We start from the raw sequence: 13,086 nt of genomic DNA on the forward strand, positions 1-13,086 counted from the left end.
TTCCTTAACCGACGCTGCCTTCCAGGCTCACGCCGAGCAGATTCTGCGCTTCGACGGCGAATTCCATGGGCAATTCCTTGAAAACTTCCTTGCAGAAGCCGTTGACGATCATCGACACGGCGTCCTCGGCCGACAGGCCGCGCTGCATGGCATAGAACAACTGGTCTTCCGCGATGCGCGACGCCGTGGCTTCGTGCTCGACGCTGGCGGTGGGGTTCTGCACCTCGATGGTCGGGAAGGTGTGCGCGGCGCATTCCTTGCCGATCAGCAGCGAATCGCACTGCGTGTAATTACGGGCGTTTTCCGCTTTGGGCGTCATCCGCACCAAGCCCCGGAAGGTATTGCTGCCATGGCCGGCGGAAATGCCTTTCGAGATGATGGTGCTGCGGGTATTCTTGCCCATGTGCACCATTTTCGTGCCGGTATCGGCCTGCTGGTAATGGTTGGACAGCGCCACGGAATAGAATTCACCCGTGGAATCGTCGCCGCGCAGGATCACGCTGGGATATTTCCAGGTGATGGCCGAACCGGTTTCCACCTGTGTCCAGGAAATCCGCGAACGCGGCCCGCGACAGTCGCCGCGCTTGGTGACGAAGTTATAAATGCCGCCCACGCCGTTTTCGTCGCCGGGATACCAGTTCTGCACCGTGGAATACTTGATGCGGGCATCCTCCAGCGCGACCAGCTCGACCACGGCGGCGTGCAGCTGGTTTTCATCGCGCATGGGCGCCGTACAGCCTTCCAGGTAGCTGACGATGGCGCCTTCGTCGGCAATGATCAGCGTGCGTTCGAACTGGCCGGTATCGGCGCTGTTGATGCGGAAATACGTGGACAATTCCATCGGGCATTTCACGCCCTTGGGAATATAGACGAACGACCCATCCGAAAAGACGGCTGAATTCAGGGCCGCATAGAAGTTGTCGCCCGGCGGCACGACCGTGCCCATGTATTTCTGCACCAGATCGGGGTGGGATCGGACGGCTTCCGAGAACGAACAGAAGATGATGCCGACGTCGGCCAGCTGCTTGCGAAACGTCGTCGCCACCGACACCGAATCGAACACGGCGTCCACCGCGACTCCGGCGAGTTTTGCCCGCTCGTGCAGGGGCACGCCCAGCTTTTCGTAGGTCTTCAGCAGTTCCGGATCGACTTCGTCCAGGCTCTTGGGACCGTCCTTCTTGGATTTCGGGGCCGAAAAATAGCTGATGTCCTGGAAATCGGGTTCCGGGAAATTGACCTTGGCCCAGTTGGGGCGCGGCATCTTCAGCCATTCGCGGTAGGCCTTCAAGCGCCATTCCAGCATGAATTCAGGTTCGCGCTTGACCGCGGACAGGCGGCGGATCACGTCCTCGTCCAGACCTTTCGGAAAGGTCACGGCCTCGATTTCGGTCACGAAACCGGCGTCGTATTCACGGTCGAGGAAAGAATCGAGCTTGTCGTTGACAGTACTCATTTGGACAGACTCCAGTTCGGGGTATTCGGGACGGGACGAACGGCGGCCACGGTGGGGGCGGACGCCACGGGCACCGGAATCGGCCGGCCTTCATCCAGCATATCGGCCAGCGTGACGGATTCCAGGGTGCGCCGCACGACCAGATTGATGCGTTGCCAATGGGTGCGGATATGGCAACCGCTTTCCACGCTGCAGGCGCCGGGCATCGCTGTGCATTCCGTCAGACCGAAAGGCTGGTCTTCCAGAGCATCGATGATTTCGGCCACGTTGATCTGATTGGCGGCGCGCTCCAGGCGGTAGCCGCCATGGGCGCCGCGCGTGCTGGACACCAGGCGGTGCTGGGCCAGGAGCTTCAGGACTTTGCTGACGACGGGCTGCCCCAGCCCCAGGCTGGCGGCCAGATCAGCGGCGCTGCAGACGTGCGTCGGACGGGCTGCCATGTGCGTCAGCACAAGGATTCCGTAATCGACGATCTTGCTGATCCGCAGCATCGGCTGTTCCAGGGAAAATTCGGTAAACCAAATAGTACTGCTTTGGTACGGTATAGGTCAAACCCTAATGGCCTTCAATCGCCCTTCGCGGAAGAGCCAGAACCGTCGAAAGAGCCCATCTCGCCGTGCGACTGCTGCAACTGCCACATACGGGCATAGCGGCCCTGTTGCGCCAGCAGGGCCGCATGGGTGCCCTGCTCCACCACCCGGCCGGCATCCAGCACCAGGATGTGGTCGGCATGCACGATGGTGGACAGGCGGTGCGCGATGATCAGCGTGGTGCGCCCCTGGGCGATGCGCTCGAGCTGCTCCTGGATGGCCCGTTCGGTGCGGGTGTCCAGGGCGCTGGTCGCCTCGTCGAACACCAGGATGGGCGGGGACTTCAGCAGCGCCCGGGCAATGGCGACCCGCTGCTTTTCCCCGCCGGACAATTTCAGCCCGCGCTCGCCCACCGGGGTATCGTAGCCCTGTGGCAGGGATGAGACAAAATCGTGGATGTGCGCGGCCTGCGCGGCGCGGATCACGTCCTCCGGCGTGGCATCGGGACGGCCATAGGCGATGTTGTAGCCGATGGTGTCGTTGAACAGCACCGTATCCTGGGGCACGATGCCGATGTGCGCCCGCAGGCTGTCCTGGGCGTAGCCGCGGACATCGAGGCCGTTGATCCGCACGGCCCCGCCGGTCGGATCGTAAAAGCGGAACAGCAGGCGCGACAAGGTGGATTTGCCCGCGCCCGACGCGCCCACCACGGCCAAGGAACCCCCGGCCGGCACGCTGAAACTGACGCCATGCAGAATCTGCCGGTCGGGTTGATAGCCGAAATCGACCGCCTCGAAACTCAGGCTGGCCCGATCCGCCCGCAAAGCCACCGCGTCCGGCCGATCCGCCACTTCCTGCTGATGCGCCAGCAGATCGAACATGCGTTCCATGTCGGCCAGGGCGTGCTTGATTTCCCGGTAGACGAAGCCCAGGAAATTCAGGGGAGCGTACAGCTGCGTCAGATAGGCCGACACCAGCACCACGTCGCCCACGGTCATGCGCCCCTGGACCACGCCCTGCGCCGACTGCCACAACAGCGCGGTCATGCCCGCCGTGATGATCAGGCCCTGTCCCATGTTCAGCAGATTCAGCGAGACCTGATTGCGCACGGCCGAATCCACCCAACTGCGCATATCCTTGTCATAGCGCTGGCTTTCGTAGGTCTCGTTGCCGAAATACTTGACGGTTTCGTAGTTCAGCAGCGCATCGATGGCCTTGCCGTTGGCCTGGCTGTCCAGGGTGTTCATGGTGCGCCGATACACCATGCGTCGTTCCGTGACCCGCAGGGTGAACAGCACGTAAGCCGCAATCGTGGCCAGCGTCAGGGCGGCAAACACCCAGTCATAGCGCCATAGCAGCACCCCCGTCACCATGGCGATTTCCAGCAGCGTGGGCAGCACGTTGAACACCGTGAAATTCAACAGAAATCCGATGCCCTTGGTGCCGCGTTCGATGTCGCGAGTCAGCCCGCCGGTGCGCCGCCCCAGGTGAAAGCGCAGCGACAGCGACAGCAGATGGGCGAACAGCTGGCTGGCCACCTGCTGGATGGCGCCCTGCGTCACCCGGGCGAACAGGGCATCGCGCAGCTCGCCGAACACGCCCGTCAGCAGCCGGGCCAAGCCATAGCCCGCCAGGGCGGCCAGGGGAACGGTCAGCAACGCCGGCGCCGTCCCGAGGGCGTCGATCAGGTCCTTCAGATAGATCGGCGTCAGGACATTGGCGACCTTGGCCACGACCATGCAGCCAAAGGCCAGCAGCACCCGGCTGCGAAACGCCCACACATACGGCCAGAGATTCTTCAGGGTCTGCCAGTCGTCGCGCCGCGAGGGCGCCGGGCCGGTATGGGAAAAACGCATGGAAACGTCCGGAAATCGGGGGTGACAATCTGCCCGTCCGCCCATCGGGACAAGCGGAAGGCTGCGCATACAATAGGGAGCATTGACGAAAACCCGGCAAAGCCGGAAAGATTGTATGACTGTTTCGGTATTCGATTACGAGGCGGAGCTGACTGCCTGCGCAGCCGGGGATCGCGCGGCCTTTCACACGCTATACCACCACGAGGCGCCCGTCATGCGGGCGCTGGCCCTGGCGATGCTGGGCGCGACCGACGAGGCCGATGCGGTTTTGCACGAGGCCTTCGTGCTGATCTGGCGCAATGCCGCCGGCTACAGCGCATCCATCGGCACCGCCCGGGCCTGGATGTACAGCATCCTGCGCTACCGGGCCCTGGATCACCTGCGCCGCCAGCGCGCCACGGGCGATACCACGGCCGAACAACAGCCGCTGCCCGATCTGTCGCTGCCCGGCGCCGACAGGCCGGACACGATCCAGGGGGTGCTGGCCGCCCTGCCCGCGCCACAACTCGACGCGCTGCTGCAAGCCTACCTGCACGGCGGCGACCCGGCACGCATCGCCGACCGGCTGGATCGGTCCGAACCCGATATCCAGGCGTCCATCGAATCCGTCCTGACGCATATCGACGAGGCCGTGCACGCATGAAACAGCATCGTTCCTATTCCGACCACGAAATCGCCTGCTATGTCCTGGGGCTGGACATGCCCGAGCACGCGGGCGACATCCAGGCCCGCCTGGCGCGCGACGACGCGGCGGCCGCGTGCGCCTTGAAATGGGAAGCCTATTTTCTGGGAATCGCGGACGCCCTGCCCCCTGCGGCGCCCCCTGCGGCGCTGCTGATGCAGATCCAGGCGACACTGGGCATGGAGGACACGCCCATCGTGGCAGAGCCTCGCCAGCCCCGGCAGGCGGCAGACGAACCCGAGCACGACGCGACAGCCGCCGCCGAACCTGCCATGCCCCATCGGGTCCGGCGCCTGTCCTGGCGCCGCGTGCTGGCGGCCATCGGCATTGTCGCGGCCGTGGCCGTGATCGCGCTGCTGACCTGGGCCAGCCTGAAGCCGCCCCCCGACGGCACGCTGGTGCAGCAGCCGCTGCACCTGGAATCGCGCTAGGCGCCCCTACAGATTCAGCAGGCCATCGGCCTGGTTCGAGGGGCGGGCCTGGCCCAGAACCTGACCCAGACTGTCCCGGATGGACTGAAGGTCGCCCCGCAAGGCCTGCAATTCGGCGCCGCTGAGCCGCACGGCGGCATCCTGATCGTGGGGGACATCGCCGCCTTCGCCCAGGCGGTTGCGAGCGCCGGCGATGGTGAAGCCCTGTTCGTACAACAGATCGCGGATACGACGCACCAGCAGCACCTCATGATGCTGGTAGTAGCGGCGATTGCCCCGGCGCTTGACCGGCTTCAACTGGGCGAATTCCTGTTCCCAGTACCGCAGGATGTGCGGCTTGACCCCGCATAATTCGCTGACTTCGCCGATGGTGAAATAGCGCTTGGCGGGAATGGGCGGCAGTACAGTGGCGGGGGTGACGGGTGTCATGCGGGACCTCCGGCCGCCTCAACGCCATCCTTCAGTTTCTGGCTGGCATGAAAGGTGACCACCCGGCGGGCGGAAATCGGAATGACCTCGCCGGTTTTCGGGTTGCGGCCGGGGCGCGGCGGTTTGTTGCGCACCTGAAAGCTGCCGAACCCCGACAGTTTGACCTCGACCCCCTGGACCAGGGCGTCGCGGACCTCGGAAAAGAACGTGTCCACCACGTCCTTGGCTTCGCGTTTGTTCAGGCCCACCTGCTCGAACAGCAGTTCGGCCAGATGGGCTTTGGTCAGCGTCCGATCCGTATTCACCCGAAAACCTCCTATGTGCGCAAGCGTGCCCCGTGATGCCGGGACAGCGCGTCGATCAAGCCCTGCATGCAATATTCGATCTGGCTTTCTTCGAGCGTGGCATTGCGTTCCTGGAACCAGAAGCGTAGCGCCAGACTGCGTTGATCGCCGGACGAGGCATCGCGCCAAATGTCGAACAGTTTAATGTCTTTGACGACCGCCAGCGCAGGATCGGCCGCGATCTGGTGTTCAAGTGTATCAAGCAGGGACTGCCATGATTGATCGGCAGCCACCCAGATGGCCAGATCCCGCACCACGACAGGCTGGCGGGACAAGTCGGCCGGCCGTGGAAAGACCCGCGCGGCAATGGCTTCGGCATCCAGTTCGAAAACGACCGGAGCGTGCGGCAGATCCAGCCCCTGCGCCCAGCGGGGATGAACTTCGCCCAGCCAGCCGATGGGCAGGCCATCCAGAAGCACCCGGGCGCTGCGGCCGGGATGCAGGGCGGGATGGCTGGCGGCCTCGCAGCGCAAGCCGGCCGCCCGGGCCCCCAGCAACGATTCCAGATCGCGCTTGAGATCGAAGAAATCGACAGAACGGTTAGCCTCGCCCCATTGTTCGGGCAAGGCCGGCCCCCAGGCCGCGGCGGCCAGGTGCGTGGGCTGCGCGACGCCCGCCACCGAGAGGTCGCCGTCGGCCACGGATGCGTCACGGGCAAAGACACGGCCGAGTTCGAAGACGCGGACCCGGCTTTGCCGGTGCTTGGCATTGTGCGCGATGTTGGCCAGCAGGCCGCCAATCAGGCTGGAACGCATCACCGCCAGTTGGCTGGCGATCGGGTTCAGCAGCCGGATGGGTTGTTCGTTGCCGCAGTAATCGCGCTCCCAGGCTTCCTCGACGAAGGAAAAATTGATGACTTCCTGGAAATCCAGCGCTGCCATGGAGGCCCGCATGGCGTGCGGGCCATACAAGACTTCAGGCTGCGCCCGCATACGGGCGGGCGCCACGGGCGGCTGGTCGGGAATCTGGTCGAAACCATAGATGCGGGCGACTTCCTCGATCAGGTCTTCCTCGATCGTCAGGTCGAAACGCGCGGCCGGCGGCGTCACCACGAAGGCGTCGCCCTGCTGCTCGAAATCAAAGCCCAGGCTGCCGAAGATGCCGGCCACCTGCTCCGCGGACAACGCGACGCCCAGCACCCGGGTGCAGCGCGACAGGCGCATGCGCACCGGCTCGCGAGCGGGCAGCCGGATAATCTGGTCATCCAGGGGGCCGGCTTGCCCACCGCAGATGTCCAGGATCAGCTGCGTCATGATGTCGAGGTGGGCGGGGATCGTCGAAAAATCGACGCCGCGCTCGAAGCGGTGCGCGGCTTCCGAGGTGAGCTTGAACCGGCGCGTCAGGCCCATGATAGCCTCCGGCCACCAGAATGCCGCTTCCAGGAAGACGTCGGTGGTGTCCAGGGTCACGGCGGACGCCTGCCCGCCCATGACGCCGGCCAGGCTTTCCAGCGCCCGGTCCGTTTCGATCACCCCGACGTCCGGGGCCAGCTCGACCGTCTGGCCATTGAGCAGTTCCAGCTGTTCGCCGTCGCGGCCCCAGCGAACGGTCAGCCCGCCCTGGACACGCTGCAGGTCGAACACGTGCGTAGGCCGCCCGAGTTCCAGCATGACGTAGTTGGAAATATCCACCAGGGCGGACACGGACCGCTGGCCCGCGCGTTCAAGCCGGGCTTTCATCCATTCGGGCGTCGCGGCGCGGGCGTTCACCCCGCGCACGATGCGCCCGGCGAAACGGCCGCACAGATCGGGCGCCTGCACACGGACCGGCAGGCGGTCGGCGATCGTGACGGGCACGGCCGGGACGTCCAGGGGGCGCAGAGCGCAGCCGGTCAAGGCGGCGACTTCCCGCGCCACCCCCCGGATGGACAGGCAATCGGCCCGGTTGGGCGTGAGTTTCAGGGTGAAGATCGTGTCATCCAGATCCAGCGCCTGGCGCAAGTCGGCGCCGGGGGCCAGATCCGCAGGCAGTTCCAGCAGGCCGGCATGGTCCTGGGAAAGACCCAGTTCGCGGGCCGAACACAGCATGCCGCTGGATTCGATGCCGCGCATCTTGACGGGACCGATCTTCATGCCGTCCGGCAGTTCGGCGCCCACCCTGGCCAGGGGGATCACCAGGCCGGCGGCCGCATTGGGGGCGCCGCAGACGATCTGCAGGAGGCTGCCCGAACCGTCGTTCACCTGGCAGACCCGCAATTTATCGGCATTCGGGTGCGGCTCGACGGATTCGATCCGTGCTACTACGACCCCGGAAAACGGCGGCGCGTAGGGGTCGGCGTCTTCGACCTCCAGCCCGGCCATGGTCAAGCGGTGGGACAAGGTCTGGCTGTCGATGGCGGGATCGGCCCAGGCCCGCAGCCATGATTCTGGAAATTGCATGATTCAGATTCCGTTTCGCAGGGGCACTAGGCGTTGAACTGGCGCAGGAAGCGCAGGTCGCCCTCGAAGAACTGGCGCAGGTCGTTGACGCCATAGCGCAGCATGGTCAGGCGTTCCAGACCCGAGCCAAAGGCGAAACCGATGTAGCGTTCCGGATCCAGTCCGAAATTGCGCACCACCTGGGGATGCACCTGGCCCGAGCCGGAAATTTCCAGCCAGCGGCCTTGATTCGGCCCCGACGTGAACATCATGTCGATTTCGGCCGAGGGTTCCGTGAACGGGAAAAACGACGGCCGGAAGCGCAGCGTCAGGTCGTCGGTTTCGAAAAATGCCCGCAGGAAATTCGTGTAGACGCCCTTCAGGTCGGCGAAGGAGATGTCCTCTGCGATCCAGAGGCCTTCGACCTGGTGGAACATGGGCGAATGGGTGGCATCGCTGTCCACGCGGTAGGTGCGCCCCGGCGCGATGACCTTGATGGGCGGCTTGTTCATGCGGGCATAACGCACCTGCATGGGGCTGGTGTGCGTGCGCAGCACCAGCGGCAGCCCGCCGGCATCCTGCATGTCCACGTAGAACGTGTCCTGCATGGAGCGGGCCGGATGGTTCTCGGGGTTGTTCAGGGACGTGAAATTGGTCCAGTCGTTCTCGATTTCGGGACCGTCCGCGACATCAAAGCCGATGGAACGGAAGATCTGCTCGACCCGCTGCCAGGTGCGGATGACGGGATGGATGCCGCCGACGCCTCGCCCGCGCCCCGGCAAGGTCACATCGATGGTTTCAGCGGCCAGACGCAGGTCCAGCGCCGCCTGGACCAGTTCTGCGCGACGCGCATTCAACAGGGCTTCGACCTGCTGCTTGGCCTGATTGATCTGCGCCCCGCGGGTGCGCTTTTCCTCGCCCTGCAAACCCGCCAGGCCTTTGAGCAGCGCCGTCAAGGACCCTTGTTTGCCCAGAAAGACCGCTTTTTCATTTTCCAGCGTGGCTGCATCCCGCGCCTGGGCGAAACGGCCCTGCGCCTGGGTGATCAGCTCGTCGAGCGTCGTGTCCATAGTTCCTTCCAAAACACAAACGGAGCCCAGGTGAGCTCCGTTTGCGATGAGACAGAATCGAAAACGAAACTGTGTCGATTAGGCTGCCAATGCGGACTTCGCCTGGGCCACAATGGCGGCAAAGCCAGCCTTGTCCTTGACGGCCATATCGGCCAGGACCTTGCGGTCGAGTTCGATCGAAGCCTTTTTCAGGCCGGCGATGAACACGCTGTAGGTCACGCCGAGTTCACGGCAACCCGCATTGATGCGAGTGATCCACAGAGCGCGGAAGGTGCGCTTCTTGTTGCGGCGGTCGCGATAGGCGTACTGGCCCGCACGCATGACCGCCTGTTTGGCGATCCGGAATACATTACCGCGACGACCGCGGTAGCCTTTGGCGGCCTTGAGGACTTTTTTATGGCGTGCACGAGCCGTGACGCCGCGTTTTACGCGAGGCATGAGAGATCTCCGATCAGGCGAAAGGCAACATCGCCTTTACGGAGGCGACATTCGTTTCATGGACAGCGGCCGAACCGCGCAGTTGACGCTTGTTTTTGGTGGTTTTCTTGGTCAGGATGTGACGCTTGAAAGCCTGGCCGCGCTTGATGGAACCACTGCCGCGCACCTTAAAGCGCTTGGAAGCGCCTTTTTTGCTCTTCATCTTGGGCATGACGATTACTCTGTTGGCTTGGGCGAATCCAGGTGTCCCGACACATCGGGCGCTTGTCTGACCTGTTATCCGCCAGTCTGACGAACCCGGCATGCGCAACCTGCATGACCGGCTTCAATGTTCCCCCTATCGGCAAATGCCTGTAAAAAGGCCTTGCAAACATAGGGGAAAGCCCTTGATTATAGGACGATTCATTCAGCTTTGTCTAATTGCTGTTCCAATGCCTGCACACGGGCTTCCAGGGACTGGACGCGATCCAGCGCCCGGGCCAGCAGATCCGCCTGGACGTCGAACTCTTCCCGGGTGATCAAGTCCATGCGGGCAAACGTCTGCGCCATCAGGGCCTTCATATTGCGTTCAATGTCGGCGGCCGGGGTCTTGGCCAGCAAATCGGACATGTTCTTCTGGAAATCGTCGAACCATTGATTGGGGGCGATCATCGCGACCTCCTGCAGCGGATAAAAGCTCATTTTAACGGTTCAGAGGTTCCCTGGACCCGCGTCCGGTCGAAACTGGATCGCCTGCGCCAGCGCCGCCACCCCGACCGCCGGCTCGTCCCTCAGGTCGGCCAGGGTGCGCGCCACCCGCAGGACCCGCTGGGTCGCGCGGGCCGACCACCCCCAGGTCTCGACGGTGCGGGCCAGCAGAGCCTGGCCCGTTGCATCCAGGCGGGCGTGCGCAGCCAGCGCCGACGCATCCAGACGGGCATTCAGGCAGGCCTGGCGCTCCAGTTGCCGGGCGCGGGCCGCCGCCACCCGCACGCGCACCCGGGCCGACGATTCCCCAGGGGGCGCCTCGTGCCAGGCGCTCTCGACGGACAGGGCGACATGCAGGTCGATGCGATCGAGCAGCGGCCCCGACACCTGCGAGCGATACCGCGCGATCCGCTCCTGGGGACAACGGCACACCCGGCGCGGGTGGCCCAACCAGCCGCAGGGGCAGGGATTCATGGCGGCCACCAGCTGGAAGGCGGCCGGGAAATGACAACTGCCGGCCGCCCGCGCCACCGTCACCGAGCCGGTTTCCAGCGGCTCGCGCAGGGCCTCCAGCGCCCGGCGCTCGAATTCCGGCAATTCATCCAGAAACAACACGCCATGATGGGCCAGACTGATTTCCCCCGGCCTGGGGCAAGCGCCGCCGCCCACCAGCGCGGGCCGCGAGGCGCCATGATGCGGCGCCCTGAACGGCGGCGCGCCCGGCAGCGCCAGCAAGGGCCGCACCAGGCCCTGGATGGCGGCGACTTCCAGCGCCTGGTGCGGCGTCAGAGGCGGGAGCAAGCCGGGCAGGCGCTGGGCCAGCATGCTTTTACCCACGCCGGGCGGCCCGCTCATGATCAGGCTGTGCCCCCCGGCGGCGGCAATTTCCAGTGCGCTGCGCGCCAGCGCCTGGCCGCGCACGTCGCTCAGACACGACGCCGCGCCCGCCTCGACCGTCAGCGGCGCCGGGCTCGCCTGCGGCAAGGGCCGGCGGCCTGCGAAATGCGCCACGACCTCATCCAGACCGCCGGCCGCCAGCACCCGCAACCCAGGCACCAGGGCGGCAATGCCGGCAGCCGGCGGCGCCATGATGAGGATAGCCCGGGAATCATCCCGCGCCACCGCCAGGGCGATCGCCAAGGCGGAATCGGCCGGCACCAGCGCCCCGGTCAAAGACAGCTCGCCCGCCAGGACATAATGGCGAAGATCAGGGCTGCCGCCCTGCCCGTCGGCCACCTGCCCCGAGGCCAACAAGACGCCCAGAGCGATCGGCAAATCGAAACGCCCGGAATCCTTGGGCAGATCGGCCGGGGCCAGATTGGCGGTGATCCGTCCCGCAGGGAAATCAAAGCCGCAATTGAGAATGGCGGCACGCACCCGCTCGCGGCTTTCACGCACTCCGGCGCCGGGCAGGCCCACCAGAGAAAAGGACGGCAAACCGCCGCCCACATGGACCTCGACCTGAACCGGCCGGGCATGCAGGCCGAGCAAGGCCCGGCTGGCCAACACTGCAAGCGACATGTCGTTCCCCCGCCTCGATGCGTCTGCATCGCACTATACGAGGCGGGCTCGACAAAAAGGGCGCGGATGCGCCCTTTTTGCCACACCCTCCGCTGCTCGCGGAGGGGGATACCGCTTACTTGCTGCCGTTGCCCACGGAGTTCTGGATCGCGGCATCCGCCTTGGCGGCGCCTTCCTTCACGGACTCACGCGCGCTGTTGGCGGCTTCCCCTGCCTTGTTGGCCAGTTCACCTGCCTTGTCGGACACGGCCTGACCCATTTCCGCTGCCTTTTCCTTGGCGGATTCAGCCGAATCCTTCATCTTGTCCTGCATGGATTGCGGCTCGCCCTGGGGCGCCGTCGACTGATCTTGCGGAGCCGGCGGCACGGGCGCCGGAGTGGGAGTCGTGGAAGGGGCGGGAGCCGCCGGCGGAGCAGCCGGCTCTTCGCTCTTGGAGCAAGCCGCCAGCAGGCCCAAAGAAGCCACCACGGCAGCCATCGTCAGCGTTTTGCGCATCGTGTTCATGATCTTCCCTATTCAAAATTCCGCTTTCGGTACATCGCGGATCATTCTCGAAGGCCGGCCTGTTACAACCGGGTTAGTTACAATTCTAGCGGCCTCAAAAACAGGGTAAACCCTGACATGTAAAGACTGATTTCAACCGCACAGGGGTCTTCCGATCCCCTATCCGCCAGCCCCCGCAGGGGAAACCCGGCGCCGAAGCGGCGGGCCATCCGGCGGTCTCGCCAACAACTCGACACAAAACACGGGGCCGCGTCGGGGTTTTCGCAGCCGGGCATCGGCCGATTCCATGCCCCGGCATGGGGCACCGCAAGGCGCGGATGCGCCAAGATGGGGCGCCGACCCCGCCGGCCGCTCTCGGGTACCCGCGTCGCAAAGACCTGGCACGGCTTTTGCTTTGAATTTTCCGCACCCCGCTTCAACAAGGAACGCTCATGAAACTCATCACCGCCATCATCAAGCCATTCAAGCTGGACGAAGTGCATGCGGCGCTCGTCGCATCCGGCATCCAGGGCATGACGGTCACGGAGGCCCGCGGCTTCGGCCGCCAGAAAGGTCATACGGAACTGTATCGGGGCGCCGAATACCAGGTGGACTTCCTGCCCAAACTGCAAATCCAGGTCGCCGTCCCCGACGATTGGGTCGACCTGACGCTGGAATGCCTGTGCCAGGCGGCCCATACCGGCAAGATCGGCGACGGAAAGGTCTTTGTCACCCCGCTGGACCAGGCCGTGCGCATCCGCACCGGGGAAACCGGCGAAGCCGCCCTTTGAATACAGGAGCATC

At 64.8% G+C, this 13,086-nt stretch carries 15 protein-coding genes; 3 read left to right on the forward strand and 12 right to left on the reverse strand.

Going from position 1 to position 13,086, the window contains the following annotated elements:
- Positions 1–4: 4 nt before the first annotated feature.
- The 3 genes from sufB to WBG56_RS02465 form a co-directional block, all read right to left on the reverse strand.
- Positions 5–1,453 carry a Fe-S cluster assembly protein SufB gene (sufB, locus tag WBG56_RS02455; protein WP_424264964.1) on the reverse strand — a complete coding sequence of 483 codons (1,449 nt, stop codon included), beginning with the start codon at positions 1,451–1,453 and terminating at the stop codon, positions 5–7.
- Positions 1,450–1,944, reverse strand: coding sequence for an SUF system Fe-S cluster assembly regulator (locus tag WBG56_RS02460; RefSeq protein WP_424264965.1), 495 nt, complete (start codon positions 1,942–1,944; stop codon positions 1,450–1,452). Before WBG56_RS02460 ends, sufB begins: the two co-directional genes overlap by 4 nt.
- Before the next feature lie 74 nt (positions 1,945–2,018).
- The gene (locus WBG56_RS02465; RefSeq protein ID WP_424264966.1) at positions 2,019–3,839 is read right to left on the reverse strand and encodes an ABCB family ABC transporter ATP-binding protein/permease; all 1,821 of its coding nucleotides are present in this window, start codon (positions 3,837–3,839) and stop codon (positions 2,019–2,021) included.
- Between the two features lie 115 nt (positions 3,840–3,954).
- Between WBG56_RS02465 and WBG56_RS02470 the strand changes: the two genes are divergently transcribed.
- Both WBG56_RS02470 and WBG56_RS02475 read left to right on the forward strand, forming a co-directional pair.
- The gene (locus WBG56_RS02470) at positions 3,955–4,482 is read left to right on the forward strand and encodes a sigma factor (protein ID WP_424264967.1); all 528 of its coding nucleotides are present in this window, start codon (positions 3,955–3,957) and stop codon (positions 4,480–4,482) included.
- The gene (locus WBG56_RS02475; protein ID WP_424264968.1) at positions 4,479–4,952 is read left to right on the forward strand and encodes a hypothetical protein; all 474 of its coding nucleotides are present in this window, start codon (positions 4,479–4,481) and stop codon (positions 4,950–4,952) included. Before WBG56_RS02470 ends, WBG56_RS02475 begins: the two co-directional genes overlap by 4 nt.
- Before the next feature lie 6 nt (positions 4,953–4,958).
- Here the strand turns inward: WBG56_RS02475 and WBG56_RS02480 are convergent, their stop codons facing one another.
- The 9 genes from WBG56_RS02480 to WBG56_RS02520 all read right to left on the reverse strand — a co-directional run bounded on the left by WBG56_RS02480 (position 4,959) and on the right by WBG56_RS02520 (position 12,303).
- Positions 4,959–5,381: a MerR family transcriptional regulator gene (locus tag WBG56_RS02480; protein WP_424264969.1), complete on the reverse strand. Its 423-nt coding sequence runs from the start codon at positions 5,379–5,381 to the stop codon at positions 4,959–4,961.
- Entirely contained in the window at positions 5,378–5,686 is a 309-nt protein-coding gene (locus WBG56_RS02485) for an integration host factor subunit alpha (protein ID WP_424264970.1), read from the reverse strand. The genes WBG56_RS02480 and WBG56_RS02485 overlap by 4 nt, the downstream gene beginning before the upstream one ends.
- A gap of 11 nt (positions 5,687–5,697) precedes the next feature.
- A complete protein-coding gene (gene pheT, locus WBG56_RS02490; RefSeq protein WP_424264971.1) occupies positions 5,698–8,103 on the reverse strand; it encodes a phenylalanine--tRNA ligase subunit beta in 2,406 nt (801 codons plus the stop codon).
- A 26-nt stretch (positions 8,104–8,129) separates the two neighbouring features.
- Positions 8,130–9,152 (reverse strand): phenylalanine--tRNA ligase subunit alpha, encoded by a 1,023-nt coding sequence (gene pheS, locus WBG56_RS02495; protein ID WP_424264972.1) that lies wholly within the window; start codon positions 9,150–9,152, stop codon positions 8,130–8,132.
- Positions 9,153–9,230: 78 nt separating this feature from the next.
- Positions 9,231–9,590, reverse strand: a complete 360-nt coding sequence (rplT, locus tag WBG56_RS02500; protein ID WP_298015903.1) for a 50S ribosomal protein L20 — start codon at positions 9,588–9,590, stop codon at positions 9,231–9,233.
- Between the two features lie 13 nt (positions 9,591–9,603).
- Complete coding sequence (gene rpmI, locus WBG56_RS02505) at positions 9,604–9,801, reverse strand: 50S ribosomal protein L35 (RefSeq protein WP_043682165.1); 198 nt, start codon at positions 9,799–9,801, stop codon at positions 9,604–9,606.
- Between the two features lie 191 nt (positions 9,802–9,992).
- The gene (locus WBG56_RS02510) at positions 9,993–10,241 is read right to left on the reverse strand and encodes an accessory factor UbiK family protein (RefSeq protein WP_424264973.1); all 249 of its coding nucleotides are present in this window, start codon (positions 10,239–10,241) and stop codon (positions 9,993–9,995) included.
- 39 nt (positions 10,242–10,280) lie between these two features.
- A complete protein-coding gene (locus WBG56_RS02515) occupies positions 10,281–11,798 on the reverse strand; it encodes a YifB family Mg chelatase-like AAA ATPase (protein WP_424264974.1) in 1,518 nt (505 codons plus the stop codon).
- Positions 11,799–11,913: 115 nt separating this feature from the next.
- A complete protein-coding gene (locus tag WBG56_RS02520) occupies positions 11,914–12,303 on the reverse strand; it encodes a hypothetical protein (RefSeq protein ID WP_424264975.1) in 390 nt (129 codons plus the stop codon).
- 431 nt (positions 12,304–12,734) lie between these two features.
- Here WBG56_RS02520 and WBG56_RS02525 point away from each other — a divergent pair, with 431 nt between their 5' ends.
- Positions 12,735–13,073 (forward strand): P-II family nitrogen regulator, encoded by a 339-nt coding sequence (locus WBG56_RS02525; protein WP_424264976.1) that lies wholly within the window; start codon positions 12,735–12,737, stop codon positions 13,071–13,073.
- Positions 13,074–13,086: the final 13 nt, after the last annotated feature.

The organism is Castellaniella sp., from assembly GCF_049671645.1.
In the GTDB taxonomy this organism is placed as follows: Bacteria; Pseudomonadota; Gammaproteobacteria; order Burkholderiales; family Burkholderiaceae_B; genus Castellaniella.

What these genes read in the sequence shown, in the direction of transcription:
- sufB (WP_424264964.1), bottom strand. Translation starts at nt 1,453, where the DNA reads ATGAGTACTGTCAACGACAAGCTCGATTCTTTCCTCGACCGTGAATAC.
- WBG56_RS02460 (WP_424264965.1), bottom strand. Translation starts at nt 1,944, where the DNA reads ATGCTGCGGATCAGCAAGATCGTCGATTACGGAATCCTTGTGCTGACG.
- WBG56_RS02465 (WP_424264966.1), bottom strand. Translation starts at nt 3,839, where the DNA reads ATGCGTTTTTCCCATACCGGCCCGGCGCCCTCGCGGCGCGACGACTGG.
- WBG56_RS02470 (WP_424264967.1), top strand. Translation starts at nt 3,955, where the DNA reads ATGACTGTTTCGGTATTCGATTACGAGGCGGAGCTGACTGCCTGCGCA.
- WBG56_RS02475 (WP_424264968.1), top strand. Translation starts at nt 4,479, where the DNA reads ATGAAACAGCATCGTTCCTATTCCGACCACGAAATCGCCTGCTATGTC.
- WBG56_RS02480 (WP_424264969.1), bottom strand. Translation starts at nt 5,381, where the DNA reads ATGACACCCGTCACCCCCGCCACTGTACTGCCGCCCATTCCCGCCAAG.
- pheT (WP_424264971.1), bottom strand. Translation starts at nt 8,103, where the DNA reads ATGCAATTTCCAGAATCATGGCTGCGGGCCTGGGCCGATCCCGCCATC.
- pheS (WP_424264972.1), bottom strand. Translation starts at nt 9,152, where the DNA reads ATGGACACGACGCTCGACGAGCTGATCACCCAGGCGCAGGGCCGTTTC.
- rplT (WP_298015903.1), bottom strand. Translation starts at nt 9,590, where the DNA reads ATGCCTCGCGTAAAACGCGGCGTCACGGCTCGTGCACGCCATAAAAAA.
- rpmI (WP_043682165.1), bottom strand. Translation starts at nt 9,801, where the DNA reads ATGCCCAAGATGAAGAGCAAAAAAGGCGCTTCCAAGCGCTTTAAGGTG.
- WBG56_RS02510 (WP_424264973.1), bottom strand. Translation starts at nt 10,241, where the DNA reads ATGATCGCCCCCAATCAATGGTTCGACGATTTCCAGAAGAACATGTCC.
- WBG56_RS02515 (WP_424264974.1), bottom strand. Translation starts at nt 11,798, where the DNA reads ATGTCGCTTGCAGTGTTGGCCAGCCGGGCCTTGCTCGGCCTGCATGCC.
- WBG56_RS02520 (WP_424264975.1), bottom strand. Translation starts at nt 12,303, where the DNA reads ATGAACACGATGCGCAAAACGCTGACGATGGCTGCCGTGGTGGCTTCT.
- WBG56_RS02525 (WP_424264976.1), top strand. Translation starts at nt 12,735, where the DNA reads ATGAAACTCATCACCGCCATCATCAAGCCATTCAAGCTGGACGAAGTG.